Source organism: Polynucleobacter sp. AM-7D1, assembly GCF_018688455.1.
Taxonomy (GTDB): domain Bacteria; phylum Pseudomonadota; class Gammaproteobacteria; order Burkholderiales; family Burkholderiaceae; genus Polynucleobacter.
Window position 1 is genome coordinate 645095 of the sequence record NZ_CP061319.1, and the last position, 16548, is coordinate 661642.

At 45.8% G+C, this 16548-nt stretch carries 21 protein-coding genes and 1 tRNA gene; 16 read left to right on the top strand and 6 right to left on the bottom strand.

The annotated features are described in order from the left end of the window. Positions 1–24: 24 nt before the first annotated feature. The 8 genes from GQ359_RS03350 to GQ359_RS03385 all read left to right on the top strand — a co-directional run bounded on the left by GQ359_RS03350 (position 25) and on the right by GQ359_RS03385 (position 6580). Positions 25–2394: a Tex family protein gene (locus GQ359_RS03350; protein WP_215387540.1), complete on the top strand. Its 2370-nt coding sequence runs from the start codon at positions 25–27 to the stop codon at positions 2392–2394. 66 nt (positions 2395–2460) lie between these two features. Next, positions 2461–3219, top strand: a complete 759-nt coding sequence (gene modA, locus GQ359_RS03355; RefSeq protein ID WP_215387541.1) for a molybdate ABC transporter substrate-binding protein — start codon at positions 2461–2463, stop codon at positions 3217–3219. A 37-nt stretch (positions 3220–3256) separates the two neighbouring features. Next, positions 3257–3586 (top strand): helix-turn-helix transcriptional regulator, encoded by a 330-nt coding sequence (locus GQ359_RS03360; RefSeq protein WP_215387542.1) that lies wholly within the window; start codon positions 3257–3259, stop codon positions 3584–3586. After that, positions 3583–4062, top strand: a complete 480-nt coding sequence (locus tag GQ359_RS03365) for an arsenate reductase ArsC (protein WP_215387543.1) — start codon at positions 3583–3585, stop codon at positions 4060–4062. Before GQ359_RS03360 ends, GQ359_RS03365 begins: the two co-directional genes overlap by 4 nt. Beyond that, the gene (gene arsB / locus GQ359_RS03370) at positions 4059–5111 is read left to right on the top strand and encodes an ACR3 family arsenite efflux transporter (protein ID WP_215387544.1); all 1053 of its coding nucleotides are present in this window, start codon (positions 4059–4061) and stop codon (positions 5109–5111) included. The genes GQ359_RS03365 and arsB overlap by 4 nt, the downstream gene beginning before the upstream one ends. After that, the gene (gene arsH, locus GQ359_RS03375) at positions 5112–5831 is read left to right on the top strand and encodes an arsenical resistance protein ArsH (protein ID WP_256442531.1); all 720 of its coding nucleotides are present in this window, start codon (positions 5112–5114) and stop codon (positions 5829–5831) included. 129 nt (positions 5832–5960) lie between these two features. Further along, entirely contained in the window at positions 5961–6284 is a 324-nt protein-coding gene (locus GQ359_RS03380; RefSeq protein WP_215387545.1) for a type II toxin-antitoxin system RelE/ParE family toxin, read from the top strand. Beyond that, positions 6281–6580, top strand: a complete 300-nt coding sequence (locus GQ359_RS03385; protein ID WP_114652461.1) for a helix-turn-helix domain-containing protein — start codon at positions 6281–6283, stop codon at positions 6578–6580. The genes GQ359_RS03380 and GQ359_RS03385 overlap by 4 nt, the downstream gene beginning before the upstream one ends. Positions 6581–6606: 26 nt before the next feature. Here the strand turns inward: GQ359_RS03385 and GQ359_RS03390 are convergent, their stop codons facing one another. The 3 genes from GQ359_RS03390 to GQ359_RS03400 form a co-directional block, all read right to left on the bottom strand. Beyond that, the gene (locus tag GQ359_RS03390; protein WP_215387546.1) at positions 6607–6843 is read right to left on the bottom strand and encodes a hypothetical protein; all 237 of its coding nucleotides are present in this window, start codon (positions 6841–6843) and stop codon (positions 6607–6609) included. A 70-nt stretch (positions 6844–6913) separates the two neighbouring features. Then, positions 6914–7339, bottom strand: coding sequence for a universal stress protein (locus GQ359_RS03395; protein ID WP_215387547.1), 426 nt, complete (start codon positions 7337–7339; stop codon positions 6914–6916). A 110-nt stretch (positions 7340–7449) separates the two neighbouring features. Then, positions 7450–8223: a TSUP family transporter gene (locus GQ359_RS03400; protein ID WP_215387548.1), complete on the bottom strand. Its 774-nt coding sequence runs from the start codon at positions 8221–8223 to the stop codon at positions 7450–7452. 115 nt (positions 8224–8338) lie between these two features. On the opposite strand from GQ359_RS03400, the gene GQ359_RS03405 reads away from it, so the two are divergent. The 7 genes from GQ359_RS03405 to GQ359_RS03435 all read left to right on the top strand — a co-directional run bounded on the left by GQ359_RS03405 (position 8339) and on the right by GQ359_RS03435 (position 13278). Next, positions 8339–9232: a pseudouridine synthase gene (locus GQ359_RS03405; protein WP_215387550.1), complete on the top strand. Its 894-nt coding sequence runs from the start codon at positions 8339–8341 to the stop codon at positions 9230–9232. A 7-nt stretch (positions 9233–9239) separates the two neighbouring features. Further along, positions 9240–10322, top strand: a complete 1083-nt coding sequence (dusA, locus tag GQ359_RS03410) for a tRNA dihydrouridine(20/20a) synthase DusA (protein ID WP_215387552.1) — start codon at positions 9240–9242, stop codon at positions 10320–10322. A 64-nt stretch (positions 10323–10386) separates the two neighbouring features. Next, positions 10387–10462, top strand: a tRNA-His gene (locus GQ359_RS03415). 61 nt (positions 10463–10523) lie between these two features. Then, complete coding sequence (locus GQ359_RS03420; protein ID WP_215387553.1) at positions 10524–11294, top strand: SUMF1/EgtB/PvdO family nonheme iron enzyme; 771 nt, start codon at positions 10524–10526, stop codon at positions 11292–11294. A 19-nt stretch (positions 11295–11313) separates the two neighbouring features. After that, positions 11314–12639, top strand: a complete 1326-nt coding sequence (locus GQ359_RS03425) for an ATP-dependent RecD-like DNA helicase (protein ID WP_215387555.1) — start codon at positions 11314–11316, stop codon at positions 12637–12639. Positions 12640–12691: 52 nt separating this feature from the next. After that, positions 12692–12952, top strand: coding sequence for an AbrB/MazE/SpoVT family DNA-binding domain-containing protein (locus GQ359_RS03430; protein ID WP_371822457.1), 261 nt, complete (start codon positions 12692–12694; stop codon positions 12950–12952). A 5-nt stretch (positions 12953–12957) separates the two neighbouring features. Further along, on the top strand, positions 12958–13278 hold the full coding sequence (locus GQ359_RS03435; protein ID WP_215387882.1) for a type II toxin-antitoxin system PemK/MazF family toxin: 321 nt from the start codon (positions 12958–12960) through the stop codon (positions 13276–13278). Between the two features lie 8 nt (positions 13279–13286). On the opposite strand, the gene GQ359_RS03440 is transcribed toward GQ359_RS03435, so the two are convergent. Genes GQ359_RS03440 through GQ359_RS03450 form a run of 3 tightly spaced genes read right to left on the bottom strand, consistent with a single transcriptional unit; the run spans position 13287 to position 15966 of the window. Continuing rightward, on the bottom strand, positions 13287–14876 hold the full coding sequence (locus tag GQ359_RS03440; RefSeq protein WP_215387557.1) for a gamma-glutamyltransferase family protein: 1590 nt from the start codon (positions 14874–14876) through the stop codon (positions 13287–13289). 14 nt (positions 14877–14890) lie between these two features. After that, entirely contained in the window at positions 14891–15616 is a 726-nt protein-coding gene (locus tag GQ359_RS03445) for an LrgB family protein (RefSeq protein WP_215387558.1), read from the bottom strand. Further along, on the bottom strand, positions 15613–15966 hold the full coding sequence (locus GQ359_RS03450; RefSeq protein WP_215387559.1) for a CidA/LrgA family protein: 354 nt from the start codon (positions 15964–15966) through the stop codon (positions 15613–15615). The genes GQ359_RS03445 and GQ359_RS03450 overlap by 4 nt, the downstream gene beginning before the upstream one ends. A gap of 132 nt (positions 15967–16098) precedes the next feature. On the opposite strand from GQ359_RS03450, the gene GQ359_RS03455 reads away from it, so the two are divergent. Next, positions 16099–16548, top strand: coding sequence for a (2Fe-2S)-binding protein (locus tag GQ359_RS03455; protein ID WP_215387560.1), 450 nt, complete (start codon positions 16099–16101; stop codon positions 16546–16548).

Below are 16548 nucleotides of genomic sequence, written 5' to 3' on the forward strand. Positions count from 1 at the left end.
AAATAATAGTAAAAATAGATCCTCATGCTGCCATCCATTGAACAACGTCTTGCCCTAGAGTTATCCGCCAAACCCGCTCAAGTAGCTGCTGCTATTGCTTTGATGGATGAGGGTGCTACCGTTCCTTTTATTGCCCGATATCGCAAGGAAGCTACTGGCGGATTAGATGATGCGCAGTTACGCCTACTAGAAGAGCGTCTGAGTTATTTACGTGAGTTAGAAGATCGTCGTAAGGCAATCGTGGCATCAATTGAGGAGCAGGGCAAGATGACCCCGGAGTTGCTCAAGGCCATCATGCTTGCTGAGGATAAGACGCGCCTGGAGGATCTCTACCTTCCATATAAACCTAAGCGCCGAACCAAAGCCCAAATCGCCCTAGAAGCAGGATTAGAGCCACTAGCGAATGATTTGCTCGCTAATTCTAATTTAGCTCCTGAAATAGAGGCCGCCAAATATATTAAAGAAGCATTTGACGTTGATGGCACGAATAACCCTGGAGTTCCTGACGTGAAAGCTGCTCTTGAAGGTGCCCGTCAGATTTTGATGGAGCGCTTTGCAGAAGACGCTGGCTTAGTGCAGTCACTCAGGGCCTACTTACAAGAACATGGTGTCGTGGAGTCCAAGGTAATTGCTGGTAAGGAGCAAGAGGGTGAGAAATTCGCGGATTACTTTGATTACTCTGAACCTATTGCTGCAATTCCGTCACATCGTGCCTTAGCTTTATTTAGAGGTCGTCGCGAACAAATGCTGATGGTCAATCTGCGCTTGGATACTGAGGAAGAAAAACCCAAATGGGATGCGCCTCATAATCCTTGCGAGTCCCGCATTGCTAATCATTTCAAGATTAAAAATGAAGGTCGTCTAGCTGATCAATGGCTGGCTGAGACCGTGCGCTGGACTTGGCGTATCAAGTGTTCGATGCATTTGGAGTCCGAGCTCATGAGTGCTTTGCGTGAACGCTCCGAAGCTGAGGCGATTAATGTGTTTGCGCGTAACCTTAAGGATTTACTGTTAGCTGCCCCCGCGGGTCCAAAGGTGACTATTGGCTTGGATCCTGGAATGAGAACAGGCGTTAAGGTAGCTGTTGTCGATGCTACTGGTAAGGTAGTGGATACGGATGTTATCTACCCACATCAGCCTAAGAACGATTGGGATGGCTCATTGCATACCCTTGCTAAATTAGCTGAGAAGCATAAGGCGACTTTAATTTCAATCGGTAACGGTACCGCATCCCGTGAAACAGATAAGTTGGCGCAAGATTTAATCAAGGCCAAGCCAGAACTTAAGCTAACTAAGATAGTGGTGTCTGAAGCGGGAGCATCGGTTTACTCCGCCTCTGAGTACGCCTCTAAAGAGTTGCCCGGTATGGATGTATCTTTGCGCGGAGCAGTATCCATCGCCAGAAGATTGCAAGATCCACTAGCGGAGTTAGTCAAGATTGATCCGAAGTCGATTGGGGTGGGTCAGTATCAGCACGATGTGATGCAGACACAGTTAGCCAAGTCTTTGGTTGCTGTTGTGGAGGATTGCGTAAACGCGGTAGGTGTTGATGTGAACACGGCATCAGCGCCTTTACTGGCAAGGGTTTCAGGTTTGAGTAGCACGGTTGCTGAAGGTATTGTTTCTTATCGGGATAGCAATGGCGCCTTTCAGACTCGGGCAGATTTGCGGAGCGTGCCACGCTTAGGTGACAAGACCTTTGAGCAGGCAGCAGGTTTCTTACGCATCATGAATGGTAAAGATCCATTAGATGCATCAGCAGTCCATCCTGAATCCTATCCCTTGGTAGAGAAGATCCTGAAAGACATCAAGAAGGGCGTTAAAGAAGTGATTGGTGATGCAACTATTCTGAAAGGCCTTAGTCCAGAAAAGTATGCTGATGAGAAGTTTGGAGTACCTACGGTCACTGACATCATCAAGGAATTGGAAAAGCCGGGCCGTGATCCGAGACCTGAGTTCACCACCGCCACATTTAAAGATGGCGTAGAAAAAATCAGCGATCTCAAGGCTGACATGATTCTGGAAGGAGTTGTGACGAACGTTGCAGCCTTTGGAGCATTTGTGGATATTGGTGTTCATCAAGATGGCCTGGTGCATATCTCTGCATTAGCCAATACCTTTGTTAAAGATCCGCATACCGTAGTTAAGGCAGGTCAGGTTGTGAAGGTTAAAGTACTGGAAGTTGATGAAAAGCGTAAGCGTATTGCTTTGACGATGCGACTATCTGATGAAGCTCCTAAAGTGTCGGTAGGCGCAAAGCCTGAGCAAAGGGCAAATCGACCTGGAACCCCAAGAACGCCAGAGGCTAGAAGACCGCAGGAAGATAGAAGATCTGCGCCCCCAATGAATAACGCAATGGCAGATGCTTTACGTAAACTCAAGGGTGGAAGTTAATAAGGGTTGGTAAGCGTTAGTAAGAAATCGTTACACTACAAGAATAGCGAGCATTGGAGAAATTGAATGACCATGGTTAAAAGTATTCTTTTGGGATTCTTAACTCTCTATATCTTGACCTCTATTGCTCAAACTGCGCCAACAGTGGCTGCTGCCTCAGATCTCAAGTTTGCCGTCGAAGAAATTGCCGCTAACTATAAGGCGGAAAAAGGGCAAGACGTCAAACTGGTGTTTGGTTCATCTGGTGTGCTGTGGCAGCAAACCAAAAATGGCGCACCATTTAGCTTGCTGATGTCTGCTGATGAAGCTTATGTAGACGACTTATCTAAACATGGTTTAACAGTGGATGATGGAACTCTGTATGCAATCGGCAGAATCGTGCTCTTACAGAAAAAAGGTGGGTTAATTCAGCTCGGCACTGACAAAGACGCCCTAATGAAAGCGATTCAAGCGGCTAAGAAGATTGCTGTAGCTAATCCAGATCACGCCCCTTATGGCAGAGCGGCAAAAGAATATCTCATTAGCATGGGGGCCTGGGATTTGGCTCAGCCCAAGCTCGTATTTGGGGAAAATATTTCTCAAGCAACGATGTTTGCTTTAACGGGGTCGGCTGATTTTGCGATCTCCGCTTTATCTCTAGCCTCTTCCCCACAAATTCAAGCTCAATCCTCATCTGTGCTGATACCGGATAGCTTTCATAAGCCGCTGAAACAAAAGATGGCTTTGATTAAAAACTCTGCACCAAGTGCTAAAGAGTTCTATCTCTATCTACAAGAGCCTAAGTCCAAGCAAGTGATGAGGCGCTATGGTTTTGTTGCGCCGTAGTCATTAATTTGTAATATATTTCTATTATTATCGAATTATGAAAAATATTGAAGCAATACAAGCATTCGTTGCCCTAGGGCAGGAGTCACGCTTAAACGTTTACCGCCTCATTGTGCAAAAGGGCGATACAGGTTTAATGCCATCACAAATTCATGAGATGTTGGGTATTCCGAATGCAACGCTCAGCTTCCATCTAAAAGAGCTTTATCAGGCCAATCTCATTACTGTCGAGCGTCAGAGTCGTAACCTCATATACAGACCAAACCCTGGAATGGTTGAAGCGCTCAGTGGGTTTTTGCTGGCTAACTGCTGCGGGGGTAAATCCTGCGAATCACCAAAATCTTTAAAAAAGGCAAATGCTCAATGAAACAGTACAACATTCTTTTTTTATGCACCCATAATTCTGCTCGATCCGTATTAGGTGAGGCTTTAGCATCAACGCACCCAAGTGGTAAGTTCGTAGGCTATTCTGCAGGCTCAACACCGGGTACAAGTGTTAATCCAATTGCTGCTGATATCGCAGAGGAGTTAGGCATGGACCGCACACTCCTAAAGTCAAAAAGCTGGGATGTATTTGGTGGGGCTAATGCTCCTCAAATGGATTTCATTATTACGGTATGTGATAACGCTGCTGGCGAGGTTTGTCCATTTTGGCCTGGTAAGCCTGCAACAGCGCATTGGGGCTTTCCTGACCCATCACAAGTGCAGGGTACTGATTTAGAAAAGAGAGCAGCATTTCATGAGGTCAAGAATGGTCTTAAGAAGCGCTTAGATATCTTGGCTGCAATGCCATTGGAAAAACTCGACTCGATGAGCCTTAAAGAAATTCATAGCAAAGCATGAGCTCGATTACTAAAAAACTTTCCTTTTTGGATCGCTATTTAACGGTCTGGATTTTTGTTGCAATGGCAGTTGGTATTGCCTTAGGCCACTTTATCCCGGGTATTGAAGGATTTATTAATTCCTTTCAGGTCGGCACAACTAATCTTCCAATTGCTATTGGCTTGATCTTGATGATGTACCCACCGTTTGCTAAGGTGCGCTACGAAGACTTGCCTGACGTATTTAAAGATAAGCGCATCTTCGGTATATCCATTTTGATGAACTGGATTATTGCGCCGACTTTAATGTTCTTTCTGGCAATCACTTTTGTTCCTGACCAACCAGAATATATGGCTGGTCTGATTTTGATTGGCATTGCACCTTGTGTTGCGATGGTCATTATTTGGAATGATTTAGCCAAGGGCTCCACTGAATACGCTGCTGGCTTAGTAGCATTTAATGCCATTTTTCAAGTACTGTTTTTTAGTGTCTATGCTTATTTCTTCTTGACTGTATTGCCGCCTTACTTTGGTCTCGCTGGATCAAATGTCAGCGTCGGTATGGGGCAGATTGCAGAGAGTGTATTTATCTACTTAGGTATTCCTTGTATTGCCGGAATATTGACAAGGGTAGTCATGCTCAAGTTCATGTCTAAGGAGCATTACCACGAGCATTTTGTGCCCCGCATTGGCAAGATTACTTTAATAGCTTTACTCTTCACTATCATCGTGATGTTTAGCCTCAAAGGCGGCGTCATCTTAACGCTTCCGATGGATGTCGTGACTATTGCCGTGCCATTGTTAGTTTTCTTTCTCATCATGTTCTTACTGACTTTCTTAGTGACTGGCAAGATGGGGATTGATTACAAGCGTTGCTGCACACTTTCTTTTACCGCTTCCAGCAATAACTTTGAGTTGGCTATTGCTGTTGCTATTGCGGTCTTTGGAATTAATTCTGGAGCAGCCTTTGCAGCAGTCATCGGCCCTTTGGTAGAGGTGCCCATCATGATTGGCTTAGTCACTGTAGCCTTATGGCTTAAGGAAAAGTATTTTCAAAAGGATGTATCTTAAGTGTTTGAGTTGCCACTGCAATTTCCTGCCTTAGTAGAGGATCTTTTCCAGATTCCTGAATTAGAAAAATTGAGTATTCAGGCTGGTGATCATGCGCCTCGGTTTTTGATGCTGTATGGTTCACTGCGTGAGAGATCCTATAGTAGGCTCCTTACTTTCGAGGCGGCGAGGCTGTTAACCGCTATGGGTGGCGAAGTCAAAATTTTTGACCCTACTGGCCTACCTCTAGTTGATGGCGCACCCGACACCCATCCAAAGGTTCAAGAGTTACGTCAATTAGCATTATGGGCAGAGGGAATGGTTTGGACTTCCCCGGAGCGCCATGGTGCTATGACCGGCTTGCTAAAAACACAGATTGATTGGATTCCTTTGTCTGAGGGTGCTGTTAGGCCTACTCAAGGAAAAACCTTGGCTGTAATGCAGGTTTGTGGGGGATCGCAATCCTTTAATGCGGTTAATCAAATGCGCATCTTGGGACGATGGATGAGGATGATTACGATTCCCAATCAATCATCGGTTGCCAAGGCTTTTACAGAGTTTGAAGAAGATGGGCGTATGAAGCCATCTTCCTTTTATGATCGCGTCGTTGATGTCATGGAAGAGCTCTATAAGTTCACATTACTGACTCGTGGAGTTAGCGAGTATTTGACGGATCGCTACAGCGAGCGAAAAGAATCTGCTCAGGAGCTATCTAAGAGGGTAAATCAAAGAGCAATATAGCCTCTGAAGATTAGCCATCTGTTCTAGCTGGATTACGGGATTTATTTGTGAGTCCAATATACCCTCACTCTTGGATGGCCCTTGCGCAACATGGTTGTTTGATGATAACATATTTGTTAGCATCATTGAATGACTTATACCATTCGCTATTACAGCCCCGATGTATTGGAGCAAATTTTTGAATTACCTATTTCTTTGCAGGCGCGCTACATTGCTTTGACGCAGCGCATGATTGAATATGGGCCGCATTTAGGTTTGCCGCATACCGATTCGTTTGGCGGTGGTTTATTTGAGCTCAGGCTAAAAGGTATAGAGGGGATTGCAAGAGTTTTCTTTTGTACTGTGGTGGAGCGAGAGATTGTGATGTTGCATAGCTTTATTAAGAAATCGCAGAAAACTCCCGATAAAGAACTAAGGCTAGCCAAGTTGAGAATGAGGGAAGTGAAATTATGAAGACAAAGACATTGACCCATAAGCAAGCAGTTAGCAAGATGTTGAAAAATCCAGCAGTCAAGGCTGAGGTTGAGCGCTTAAATAAAGAGGAGTTTGCGATTCTTGATGAAATACTGCAGGCTCGTAAAGCCGCAGGTTTATCTCAGGCTGAAGTGGCTCGCAGAATGGGTACACAAGCTCCTGCAATAGCCAGACTCGAAAGCTCTTTGGCAACTGGAAAGCACTCCCCAAGTTTAAGTACACTGCGAAAGTATGCTGCTGCCTTAGGTAAGAGGGTCGAATTACACCTAGTCTGATCCGACTAATTTTGGGCTATTGTTTGTTATGCCCTAAATGGCCTAACAAGATTCTCTAAGGCATAAGCATCATTAGTTTGCCGAAGTTCATCAATCGATATGCGGAGTTTCTTGAGCTCTTTGCATGACAACTTACGCAATTTTTTGCGATCCATGCCGTAGGTATCCACTAGATAACGGACTCTGGATAGGCAAATCTGCAGGCGGATGAGCCAGACTAGGGCAAATAAGCCCGGTGCAAACAATAGAAGCAAAATACTCATTTAGTAGCCCGTAAAAAAGGCCGTCATATAGACGGCCTATTGAAGTTAATCTGATGATTAACCTTTGTACTTATTTAACCAATAAAACAGGCTGCTTGGCTGCATTGCTTACCTTTTGTGCGACAGAGCCCATGATGGCATCCACGATACCACTACGACCTTTTGAGCCCATGACAATGAGGTCAAACTTTTCTTTATTGGCTAGAGTAATGATTTCGCTGGCAATGTGACCGCGCTTAATCACCATGCTGTGTTTGACGCCAGCAGTATCCAGAGTCTTTTGAGCTCCTTTGAGATCTTTCTCACTCACTTCGCGGAGGTAGTCATCAATTACGCTATTAGCAACAAATTGCTTCACGTGACCAAGGCCAATATCATCATGCACACTAATTAATGTAACGGTGCACTTGCTGCGCAAGTCTTTAGAAAGCTTTGCTACGTACTTGGCTGCATTGAGCGAAGATTTGGAGCCATCAACAGGTAATAAAATTTTCATAACACCCTCTTTGTATTTAATAAACTAAAACTCTATATGTTTAATTTACTCTTTAAATAGGTATAAATCCACGAATAACCAACTAATCTAGTTATCTATTGACTGAGTACTTATTTAAGAAACGCATCGTAAAAGGTCTTGATGATCAATATCGTCACTAGAATAAAGAAACCTTTGCGGATAAAGGTATTGCCATGTTTGATGGCAATCTTAGTGCCAATTTGGCCGCCTACGAGATTAGCGCTAGCCATCAATAAGCCAAGCTGCCAGTCAAAAAAACCGAGATAGAAAAAGACGCAGAGTGCCCCTAAATTGGAGGCAATATTGAGGCACTTCGCAGGTGCTGCAGATCGTAAAAAATCAAATCCTAATACGCGGGTATAGAAAAGTTTATAAAAGGCACCAGCTCCAGGCCCCAGAAAGCCATCATAAAAACCAATGATGCCTGCACCGGTAGAGGCGATTGCTTTTTGTTTGTGATGCTCATGCTTAGGTGCATGCACTAGACCGGCACTGGATTTGATATTAAAGATCAGTAGTGCAAGTAATAAAAAAGGTAGAGCGCCTCTGAGCCATTCTGTTGGCAATTGAGTGACAAGGTATGCTCCTGCAACTGAGGCGAAAAATGCAAACGAGGAAGAAATGATGACCAAGCCCCAGGGGCTTTTATTAGCCCGGCTGTACTGAATGGCTGAACCAATAGTTCCCACAATCGAGCCAAACTTATTCACAGAGAGCAGGGTTGCTGGTGGGAAGCCTGGCAAGGCGGCAAAAAGGGCTGGCACTTGAATCATTCCCCCTCCTCCAATAATGGAGTCGACCAAGCCTGCAAATAAAGCGCAGGCTAGTAAAAGGCCAAGGTCGAATGCAGAGAGTTCAAGCATGTTGTCTATTATTTTCTAGTTCTTATGGGTGTTGCTGGCACATTTTAGAGGGGTTTCTGGATAGTCGTATTGAGATTGTTTTATTCCCCTGGGTGGCGTGGATAATCTAGTCCAAATGAAAGTCAATTCTGAAGGAGTCTCCTCATCAAAAGTGTATTTGCCAGCCGGGCAGAATTACGCCTGTCTGTTGGATTTCTTTATTGCAAATTTTCCGCATATTGATAGAGGTGAGTGGGAAGCTCGTTTTGCAGAAGGCCTGATATTTAACGAAGAGGGTGAGGCACTTGCTGCAGGTGATGCCTATCTTCCCAATACGCATCTGCTCTATTTCAGGCGCTTAGCTCGCGAACCAGAAATTCCTTTTGAGGAAGCCATTCTTTTTCAGGACGAACATATCCTGGTGGCAGACAAACCTCATTTTTTGCCGGTAACGCCAAGCGGTCTTTATTTACATCAAACCCTACTGAACCGTCTGAAGAAAAAAACGGGTATTCAAGAGCTGAGCCCGATTCATCGGATTGATCGCGACACGGCAGGCCTAGTGATTTTTTCTGTGATTCGGCAAGAGCGAGCGCAATATCAAAATTTATTTAGAGATCGCGCAGTCAAGAAAGTCTATGAAGCGATCGCGCCCTATTCAGAGGGCCTGATCAAGCAATTACCAATGACCTATCAAAGTAGATTAGAGGAGTCTAAACACTTTCTACAAATGCAGGAGGTGGCGGGAGAGGTAAATGCCGATACCTTGGTTGAATTACTTGAGGTAAATGAACCCTGGGCCAAATATCGCTTAACCCCTGGTAGTGGCAAGAAGCATCAATTGCGTTGTCATCTCAATAGCCTCGGCATTCCCATTCAGTATGATCAGATCTACCCTGTGCTTACCCCTTACCAAGAGTATGATTTGGACTTTTCCAAACCGCTGCAACTCTTAGCAAAAGAGATTGAATTTAAAGACCCGGTAACGGGGCAAGAGAGATCTTTTGTGACCCAGAGAGTATTGGCTTGATATTGGTATGACTGTAAATAACCCCAAGCGCTTAGCTGTTGCCCCCATGATGGAATGGACAGATCGTCACTGTCGTTCTTTTCATCGATCTCTGACTAAAGAAGCAGTTCTCTATACTGAGATGGTCACTACTGGTGCCCTCATTCATGGAGATGTGCCGCGTCATTTAGATTATTCGCAAGAGCAGCATCCTGTTGTTCTTCAATTGGGTGGCTCCGAGCCTTCTGATCTAGCTAAAGCTGCGGAGTTAGCACAGCAGTGGGGCTACGATGAGATTGATCTTAATTGTGGTTGTCCATCAGAGCGCGTACAACGTGGTGCCCTTGGTGCTTGCCTCATGGCTGAGCCACAACTCGTTGCTGATTGTGTTAAAGCAATGAAGACGGCTGTGGATACTCCGATCACCGTAAAGCATCGACTTGGTTTGGATTCGATGGATGCTGCTAACTCTGAGGCGGACTATCAATTTGCATTGAACTTTATTCTTGCTGTAGCGGATGCAGGTGCTAGTCAGGTAACCATTCATGCACGCAATGCAGTGCTGAAGGGTTTATCTCCTAAAGAGAACCGCAGTAAACCACCATTACGTTATGAAGTGGCTGCCAAACTTCGTTTAGATGCGCAAAAGCAATTTCCTGATCTCAAGGTATTACTCAACGGTGGCTTGGAAACCAATGATCAAATTGCCGGTCATTGGGATGACTTTGATGGCTTTATGGTTGGAAGAGCGGCCTATCATTTTCCGGCATTGCTTTTGGGTTGGGATGACATGATTCATACCGATGGCGATGCTGCTGGCTACCTCTTTAGTGAAACAGAGTGGCATCGTATTCAGATTGCACTAGTGAAGCAAGTTCAAGCTTGGTTTGATGAGTGCCAAGCCAAAGGAAAGCCTTTTTATATTGGTGCATTCACCCGCCACATTCTGGGGCTGGCACATGGCAGGGCAGGTTCCCGCTACTGGCGTCAGCGCCTTTCTGATCACCATGCCTTAGCTAAAGTGCAAAGCAAGGCCGCCATTTTGGACTTCTTTATTGATGCTAGCTTGACCCTGGGCGATTGGGCAGCATTTGAGTTTGAAGGCGCCTAAACCCTGCGTCTAAGCCATTTTTGACAGGGTTTTGGCTCAAAAGCTATAATCTAAGTCTTCAGTGGCGGACGTAGCTCAGTTGGTAGAGTCCCAGATTGTGATTCTGGTTGTCGCGGGTTCGAGCCCCGTCGTTCGCCCCACCGAATATTGCATTATCCTAAGGCTCCCTTCGTGGAGCCTTTTATTTTTGAGATCATTCTGATGAAAAAATTCGATATTCTCCCAATTCTGTTTGGCTTAGTGCTGTCTGCTATCGCGATCTATTTCATGTTGCGATCTGCGCCCGCAAATAGCGCGCCTGTATCGACTATTCCTGTGGTTAAAGTCGGATCTGTATCTTGGGATCAAACCGAGATGACCATTGCTGATGTCAAAACTTTTGCTGATGCCACTGGTTTTGTAAGTCAAGCAGAGAAAAATGGCGGCGGACTTTCTTACGAGTCTGGCTTTGTTACAAAACCTGGCTGGACTTGGAAGACTCCTTATGGTGTTAAACCAAAAGCCACTGAGCCGGCAGTGCATCTCAATCAATCCGAAGCTGCTTCTGTTTGTCGCTTCTATGGCAAACGTTTACCGACTGATGCTGAATGGATCTCTGCGGCGTTTATGGAACAAAGAGAGACTCCTTCTGCTGGCTATACCAAAGGTCAACGTTATCCCTTTCCAGGTGGGGCCACCCCGGCTGTCTCCCATTGCTTGAATGGTTGTGGCGATTACAAGGGTGTAGCACCAGCAGGTGCGTTAAATCGCGGCACTGGTCATGTACCTGCTGGCACCACAAAACCTGGAGTGAATGGCATATTAGATATGGGCGGCAATGTTTGGGAGTGGACAGCAACTGAGCGTCATGGCGGTTTCATTACCCGGGGCGCTTCCTGGTGGTATGGACCAGAAAGACAAAAAGAGTCTGATGTGGAGTCCAAGTCGGCAGATATCGGTGTGGTCTATATCGGCTTTCGCTGCGTTAGTTGATCCCATGAAACAATAGGGGATGACCAATACTGTAGTAGACCCATCCGCTATTGAAATTACTCCTGAATATCAGGACGTAATTGACGCCATCGAACGTCATGACCCTTATATCTTTGTTAGCGGTAAGGCGGGTACCGGCAAGACCACCTTAATTGGCTATCTGCGTGAGAACATTCCAGGTAATGTCGTGGTGGTGGCGCCAACTGGTGTAGCTGCATTACAGGTGAAGGGTGTCACGATTCATTCTTTCTTTCGTTTGCCACCACGCTTGATCTTTCCAGAAGAAGATATCAAGCCCTTAAAAGATAAGCGCCTCTATAAAGATATCCGACTGCTCATCATTGATGAGATCTCCATGGTGAGAGCAGACGTGATTGATGCAATGGATTTGTTTCTGCGTGCCAATGGTCCTCATAAGAACCAACCTTTTGGTGGCATTCAGGTGATATTTGTGGGGGATTTGTTTCAATTGCCGCCGGTGGTATCCCAGGCGGATATGCAGGTGCTAGCTGAGCGTGGCTATGAAGGTCCTTATTTCTTCTGCGCGATGGCTTTGCATCGTAAAGATGTGACGATGGTGGAGTTGTCTAAGATCTTCCGTCAGAAGGATGCCCACTTTGCAGGACTTCTCAATCAGATCCGGATTAATCAAGATATTGGTGAGGCGCTCAATATTCTGAATGAGCAGTGCTTTGAAAATGCACCAGAAGTAGATGATCAAACAATTACGCTGACTACAACTAACGCACGCGCAGATCAAATTAACGGCGCAGGCTTGCGAGCATTAACAACCGATGCCAAGGTCTATACCGGCAATAGCACAGGTAAGTTCAATGTGGATGATCGTAATTTGCCATCGCCAAATCACCTCACGCTAAAAGTGGGTGCCAAGGTCATGTTTACCGCGACCGATAGTAACTTCCCTAAGCGTTGGGTCAACGGCACAATCGGAGTAGTGCGTGAATTGTTACCCAATAGTGTGAAAGTCATGGTGCAGAACGGTCCTTACTCCAATACGGTTGAAGTAAAAGGCCATCAGTGGGAATCTTATCGCTATGACCACGACATGTTGTCTGGAAAGATTTCACCAAACATCATCGGCACCTTTATACAGATTCCATTAATGCTAGCTTGGGCTGTCACTATCCATAAGAGCCAGGGCAAGACGCTCGATAAGATCAAAGTAGATCTTTCGTCGGGAGCATTTGCATCTGGACAGGTCTATGTAGCCCTCAGCCGCTGCACCTCAATTGAAGGGATCACCCTAGAGCGACCCATACAGCCCAAGGATGTGAGCTGTGACCAAGAGGTGAAGCGTTTCTATCTCAACTGTTTGCCTGGTTAATCCTTATCAAGCCTTGACTTTGCAATAAAATAGTTATAACATTGTTATTACTATGAAAAAACAGTTGCATCTTCAAATCCGTCAAATAGGTAACTCTCGTGGAGTGGTTATTCCTAAGGCTATCCTTGAACAGGTAGGATTTGATGATCAGGCTGACTTGGTGATTGAGGGTGACAGGCTCGTATTAAGTAAACCCAAAAAAAAGCCCCGTGAAGGTTGGGCTGAGGATTCAAGAGCCATTGCCGAGGCTGGTGAAGACGAATTAGTGTTGGGCGACTTTATGAATGAAGCTGATGAGGATTGGGTTTGGTAAAACGTATCGTTTCACGCGGAGATATTTGGTTAATTAATCTAGATCCAACTATGGGAAGTGAGATTAAAAAGACTCGACCATGCATTGTTGTATCTCCGCAAGAGATGCATGACTTTTTGCGAACTGTGATTATTGCGCCAATGACCACAAAAGGAAGATCAGCATCCTATCGCGTGCCGATTACACACGATGGTAAAAAAGGTTTAGTCCTCTTGGATCAGATTCGCACAATAGATAAGGCCCACCTAGTCAAAAGATTAGGCGCAGTCAGCAATAAAACATTGAGAGCTAGTCTCGATATATTGCAGGCAACTTTTTCGCCGTAGTTGGAAATCTAGAATCCCGCCGCCAATCCATCACGGCGATGATCGCTACCAGCAATGTAGGCATCTTTAGTTTCTTCACTCAATAGCGCAATAGCTTGGGCGCTACCAAAGTCCAGGCTGTTTGTCGGCATCACAGTCACTTCATGCCCCAGCGCTTTCAAGCCTTCAACTACTGCTGTGGGCATAGAAGCTTCTACCGTCAGTTTGCCAAGATCATCAATTCTCCAGCGGGGCGCATCAGAGCAAGATTGAGGATTGAGATACTCATCAACAAATCGCATGACAAACTGAATGTGTCCTTGTGGCTGCATATTGCCACCCATCACACCAAACGCCATGGTGGGTTGATTGCCTTTTGTTAAGAATGCAGGAATGATGGAATGGAAAGGGCGCTTACCTGGTGCTACCTGATTGGGGTGCCCATCAGTCAGGCTAAAGCTCATGCCGCGGTTATGGAATGCAATACCACCGGGAGCAACCACTCCGGAACCGAAGCCCTTAAAGTTCGACTGAATATAAGAAATCATCATGCCAGATTCATCTGCAGCACAGAGGTAAACAGTGCCGCCAGCATGAGGATCCCCCGCACCATAGCTACCTGCTTGATTGTGATTGATGAGTGCAGCACGGCTAGCTAAATAATCCCTATCTAATAGGGCGCTTGCTGGCACCTTCATCGAGCTCGCATCAGATACATAGGCATAGGCATCGGCAAAAGCAATGCGCATTGCTTCTACTTGAAGATGAATTCGTTGCGCAGAATTGGCAGGATATTGTTTGACATTAGCAGCCTGCAAAATACCCAGCGCCATTTGTGCAGCGATGCCCGAGCCATTGGGTGGAATTTCATGGAGGGTGTATTCACCATAATCAAAGGCCAAAGGTTCTACCCATTCAGTTTGATTATTTGCAAAGTCAGTCATAGTGAAGCAACCGCCAGTACTTTGTGCGAAGTCAACCATGCTTTGCGCTAACTTACCGGTATAAAAAGATTCACCTTCTGTCTCGGCAATCTCGCGAAGTGTTTTTGCTTGAGCCGGGTAGCGCCATATTTGGCCAGCAACCGGGGCTTTGCCATCGATCAAAAAAGATTCACTAAAGCCTGGTTGATTCTTTAAGATCGGAACTGCTTCGCGCCATTGCCGAGCAATCACCGGCGAAACTGGAAAACCGTTCTCTGCATAATCAATTGCGCGCTTAAAAAGTTGCGCAAACGGTAGCTTGCCAAATTTACGAGATAACTCAATCCATCCTGAAACCATACCTGGTACGGTTACGGTATTCCAGCCAATCAAATCCATGGCAGCTTTGCCTGAAAAATAGTCTGGCGTCCATGCTCCGGGTGCGCGACCAGAGGCATTCATGCCATGGAGTTTTTTGCCATCCCAAATTAAGGCGAAGCCATCTCCACCGAGACCATTCATGGTGGGCTCGACTACGGTGAGTGTGATTGCGGTTGCTAAAGCCGCATCAACCGCATTGCCACCATGCTGCAGAGCTTCAATACCAGCTTGGGTTGCTAAAGGCTGTGAGCTAGCAACAGCATTCTTAGCTAGCACTGGGGCACGTGCCCCACTATAAGGAGGAGAAATCAACATAATTTGAAATTTTCTTAATTAAAGATGTGATACAAAATCGGAATAGCAACCGCACTAATTACGCCGTTCATGCCCATGGCGAGGCTGGCATAAGTGCCTGCCTCAGGATGAATACTAAATGCTCTCGAGGTACCAATGCCGTGAGCGCCAATACCAATCGCAAAGCCACGCTGCCACCATGCTTTCATACCCAAAGCATTCAGAATAAAGGGCGCCAAAATAGCCCCCAGAATTCCGGTGGTGACGGCAAAGATAGCAGTCAAAGTTGGGGATACGCTAATACGTTCAGCGATACCCATGGCAATTGGTGCGGTTACCGACTTGGGATACATGGCGCCAGTAATGCTGGAGTCTGCCCCGAATAGTTTGGCGATATTGACGGCGCTAATAATGGATACCAGACCGCCTGCAACTAGAGATGCCAGCAAGGGAAATGATCTACCCTTAAGACTACTAAGTCCTCTATATATTGGTATGGCTAGTGACACCGTGGCTGAGCCCAATAAGAAGTGAATAAATTGCGCACCTTCAAAGTAGGTTGCATAGGGCATCTCAATCAATTGAATCATGCTAGCCACCAAGATGATGGCAATAGCTACTGGGTTTGCCAGAGGATTCTGTTTAGTCGCTTTATAGATTAAGAGACCAATTTGATAGGCTGCTAGGGTAATAAAGAGGGCAAATAAAGGGCTAGCGGAGAGGTAAACCCAAATCTCTACGATGGAGTGCTTTTCACTCATGATTCAGTGCTTTGGTGTTTTGCACTTAAAAAGCGGACAACGATTGCCGTTGTGGCGATTGTCAAGATAACGCTACCCACTAAGGCGCTCACAATAGCCAGTGCATTGGCTTTAAGTTGGGGTAAAAATAGCACCACCCCTACTGCTGCCGGCACGAATAAGAGACCAAGGTATTGGCTGAAGCCATCTGCCACCATGGCTAAATCTTGATTTATGCCTTTGCGAAGTACCAGCCAAACAATCAGAAGGACTAGGCCAATCACGGGGCCTGGAAGAGTTGGGAGGGCAAATTTGGAAACCAGCTCACCCAGGCTTTGAAATAGAAGAATTTGAACGAGGCCGGAGATCATATGTCGATCTTACTGCCCAGCAATATATGTTGCAAAGCAATAAGTTATTTCTTCGTTAAGATAATCACAACAAAAGCAGGGTCTTTATCTGTTGGTGAAGGCTTGAATATAAAAACACTGAGGAGAACGCACATGGCTGACTTAAACGTCAACGGTAAAAAGTACAAGGTAGATGTTGATCCTGATACCCCTTTGTTATGGGCGATCCGAGATCATGTTGGCTTAACTGGTACCAAATATGGTTGCGGTGTAGGTCAGTGCGGGGCTTGCACTGTGTTGTTTGATGGCCAAGCAATTCGTAGTTGCATGGTTCCAGTTAGTGCGGCTGAGGGTAAAAAAATCGAAACTATCGAAAGCCTGGAAAAAAATGGCCAGCTCTCGAAAGTACAAAAAGCTTGGGTCGACAATCAAGTGCCTCAATGTGGTTACTGTCAGTCTGGCATGGTGATGGCAACTACTGCTTTGTTACGGAAGACCCCGAAGCCGACTGATGCGCAGATAGATGCTGCAGTCACCAATATCTGCCGTTGCGGAACCTTTCAACAAGTGCGTGATGCTATTCATGCTGTGAGCAAGGCATAA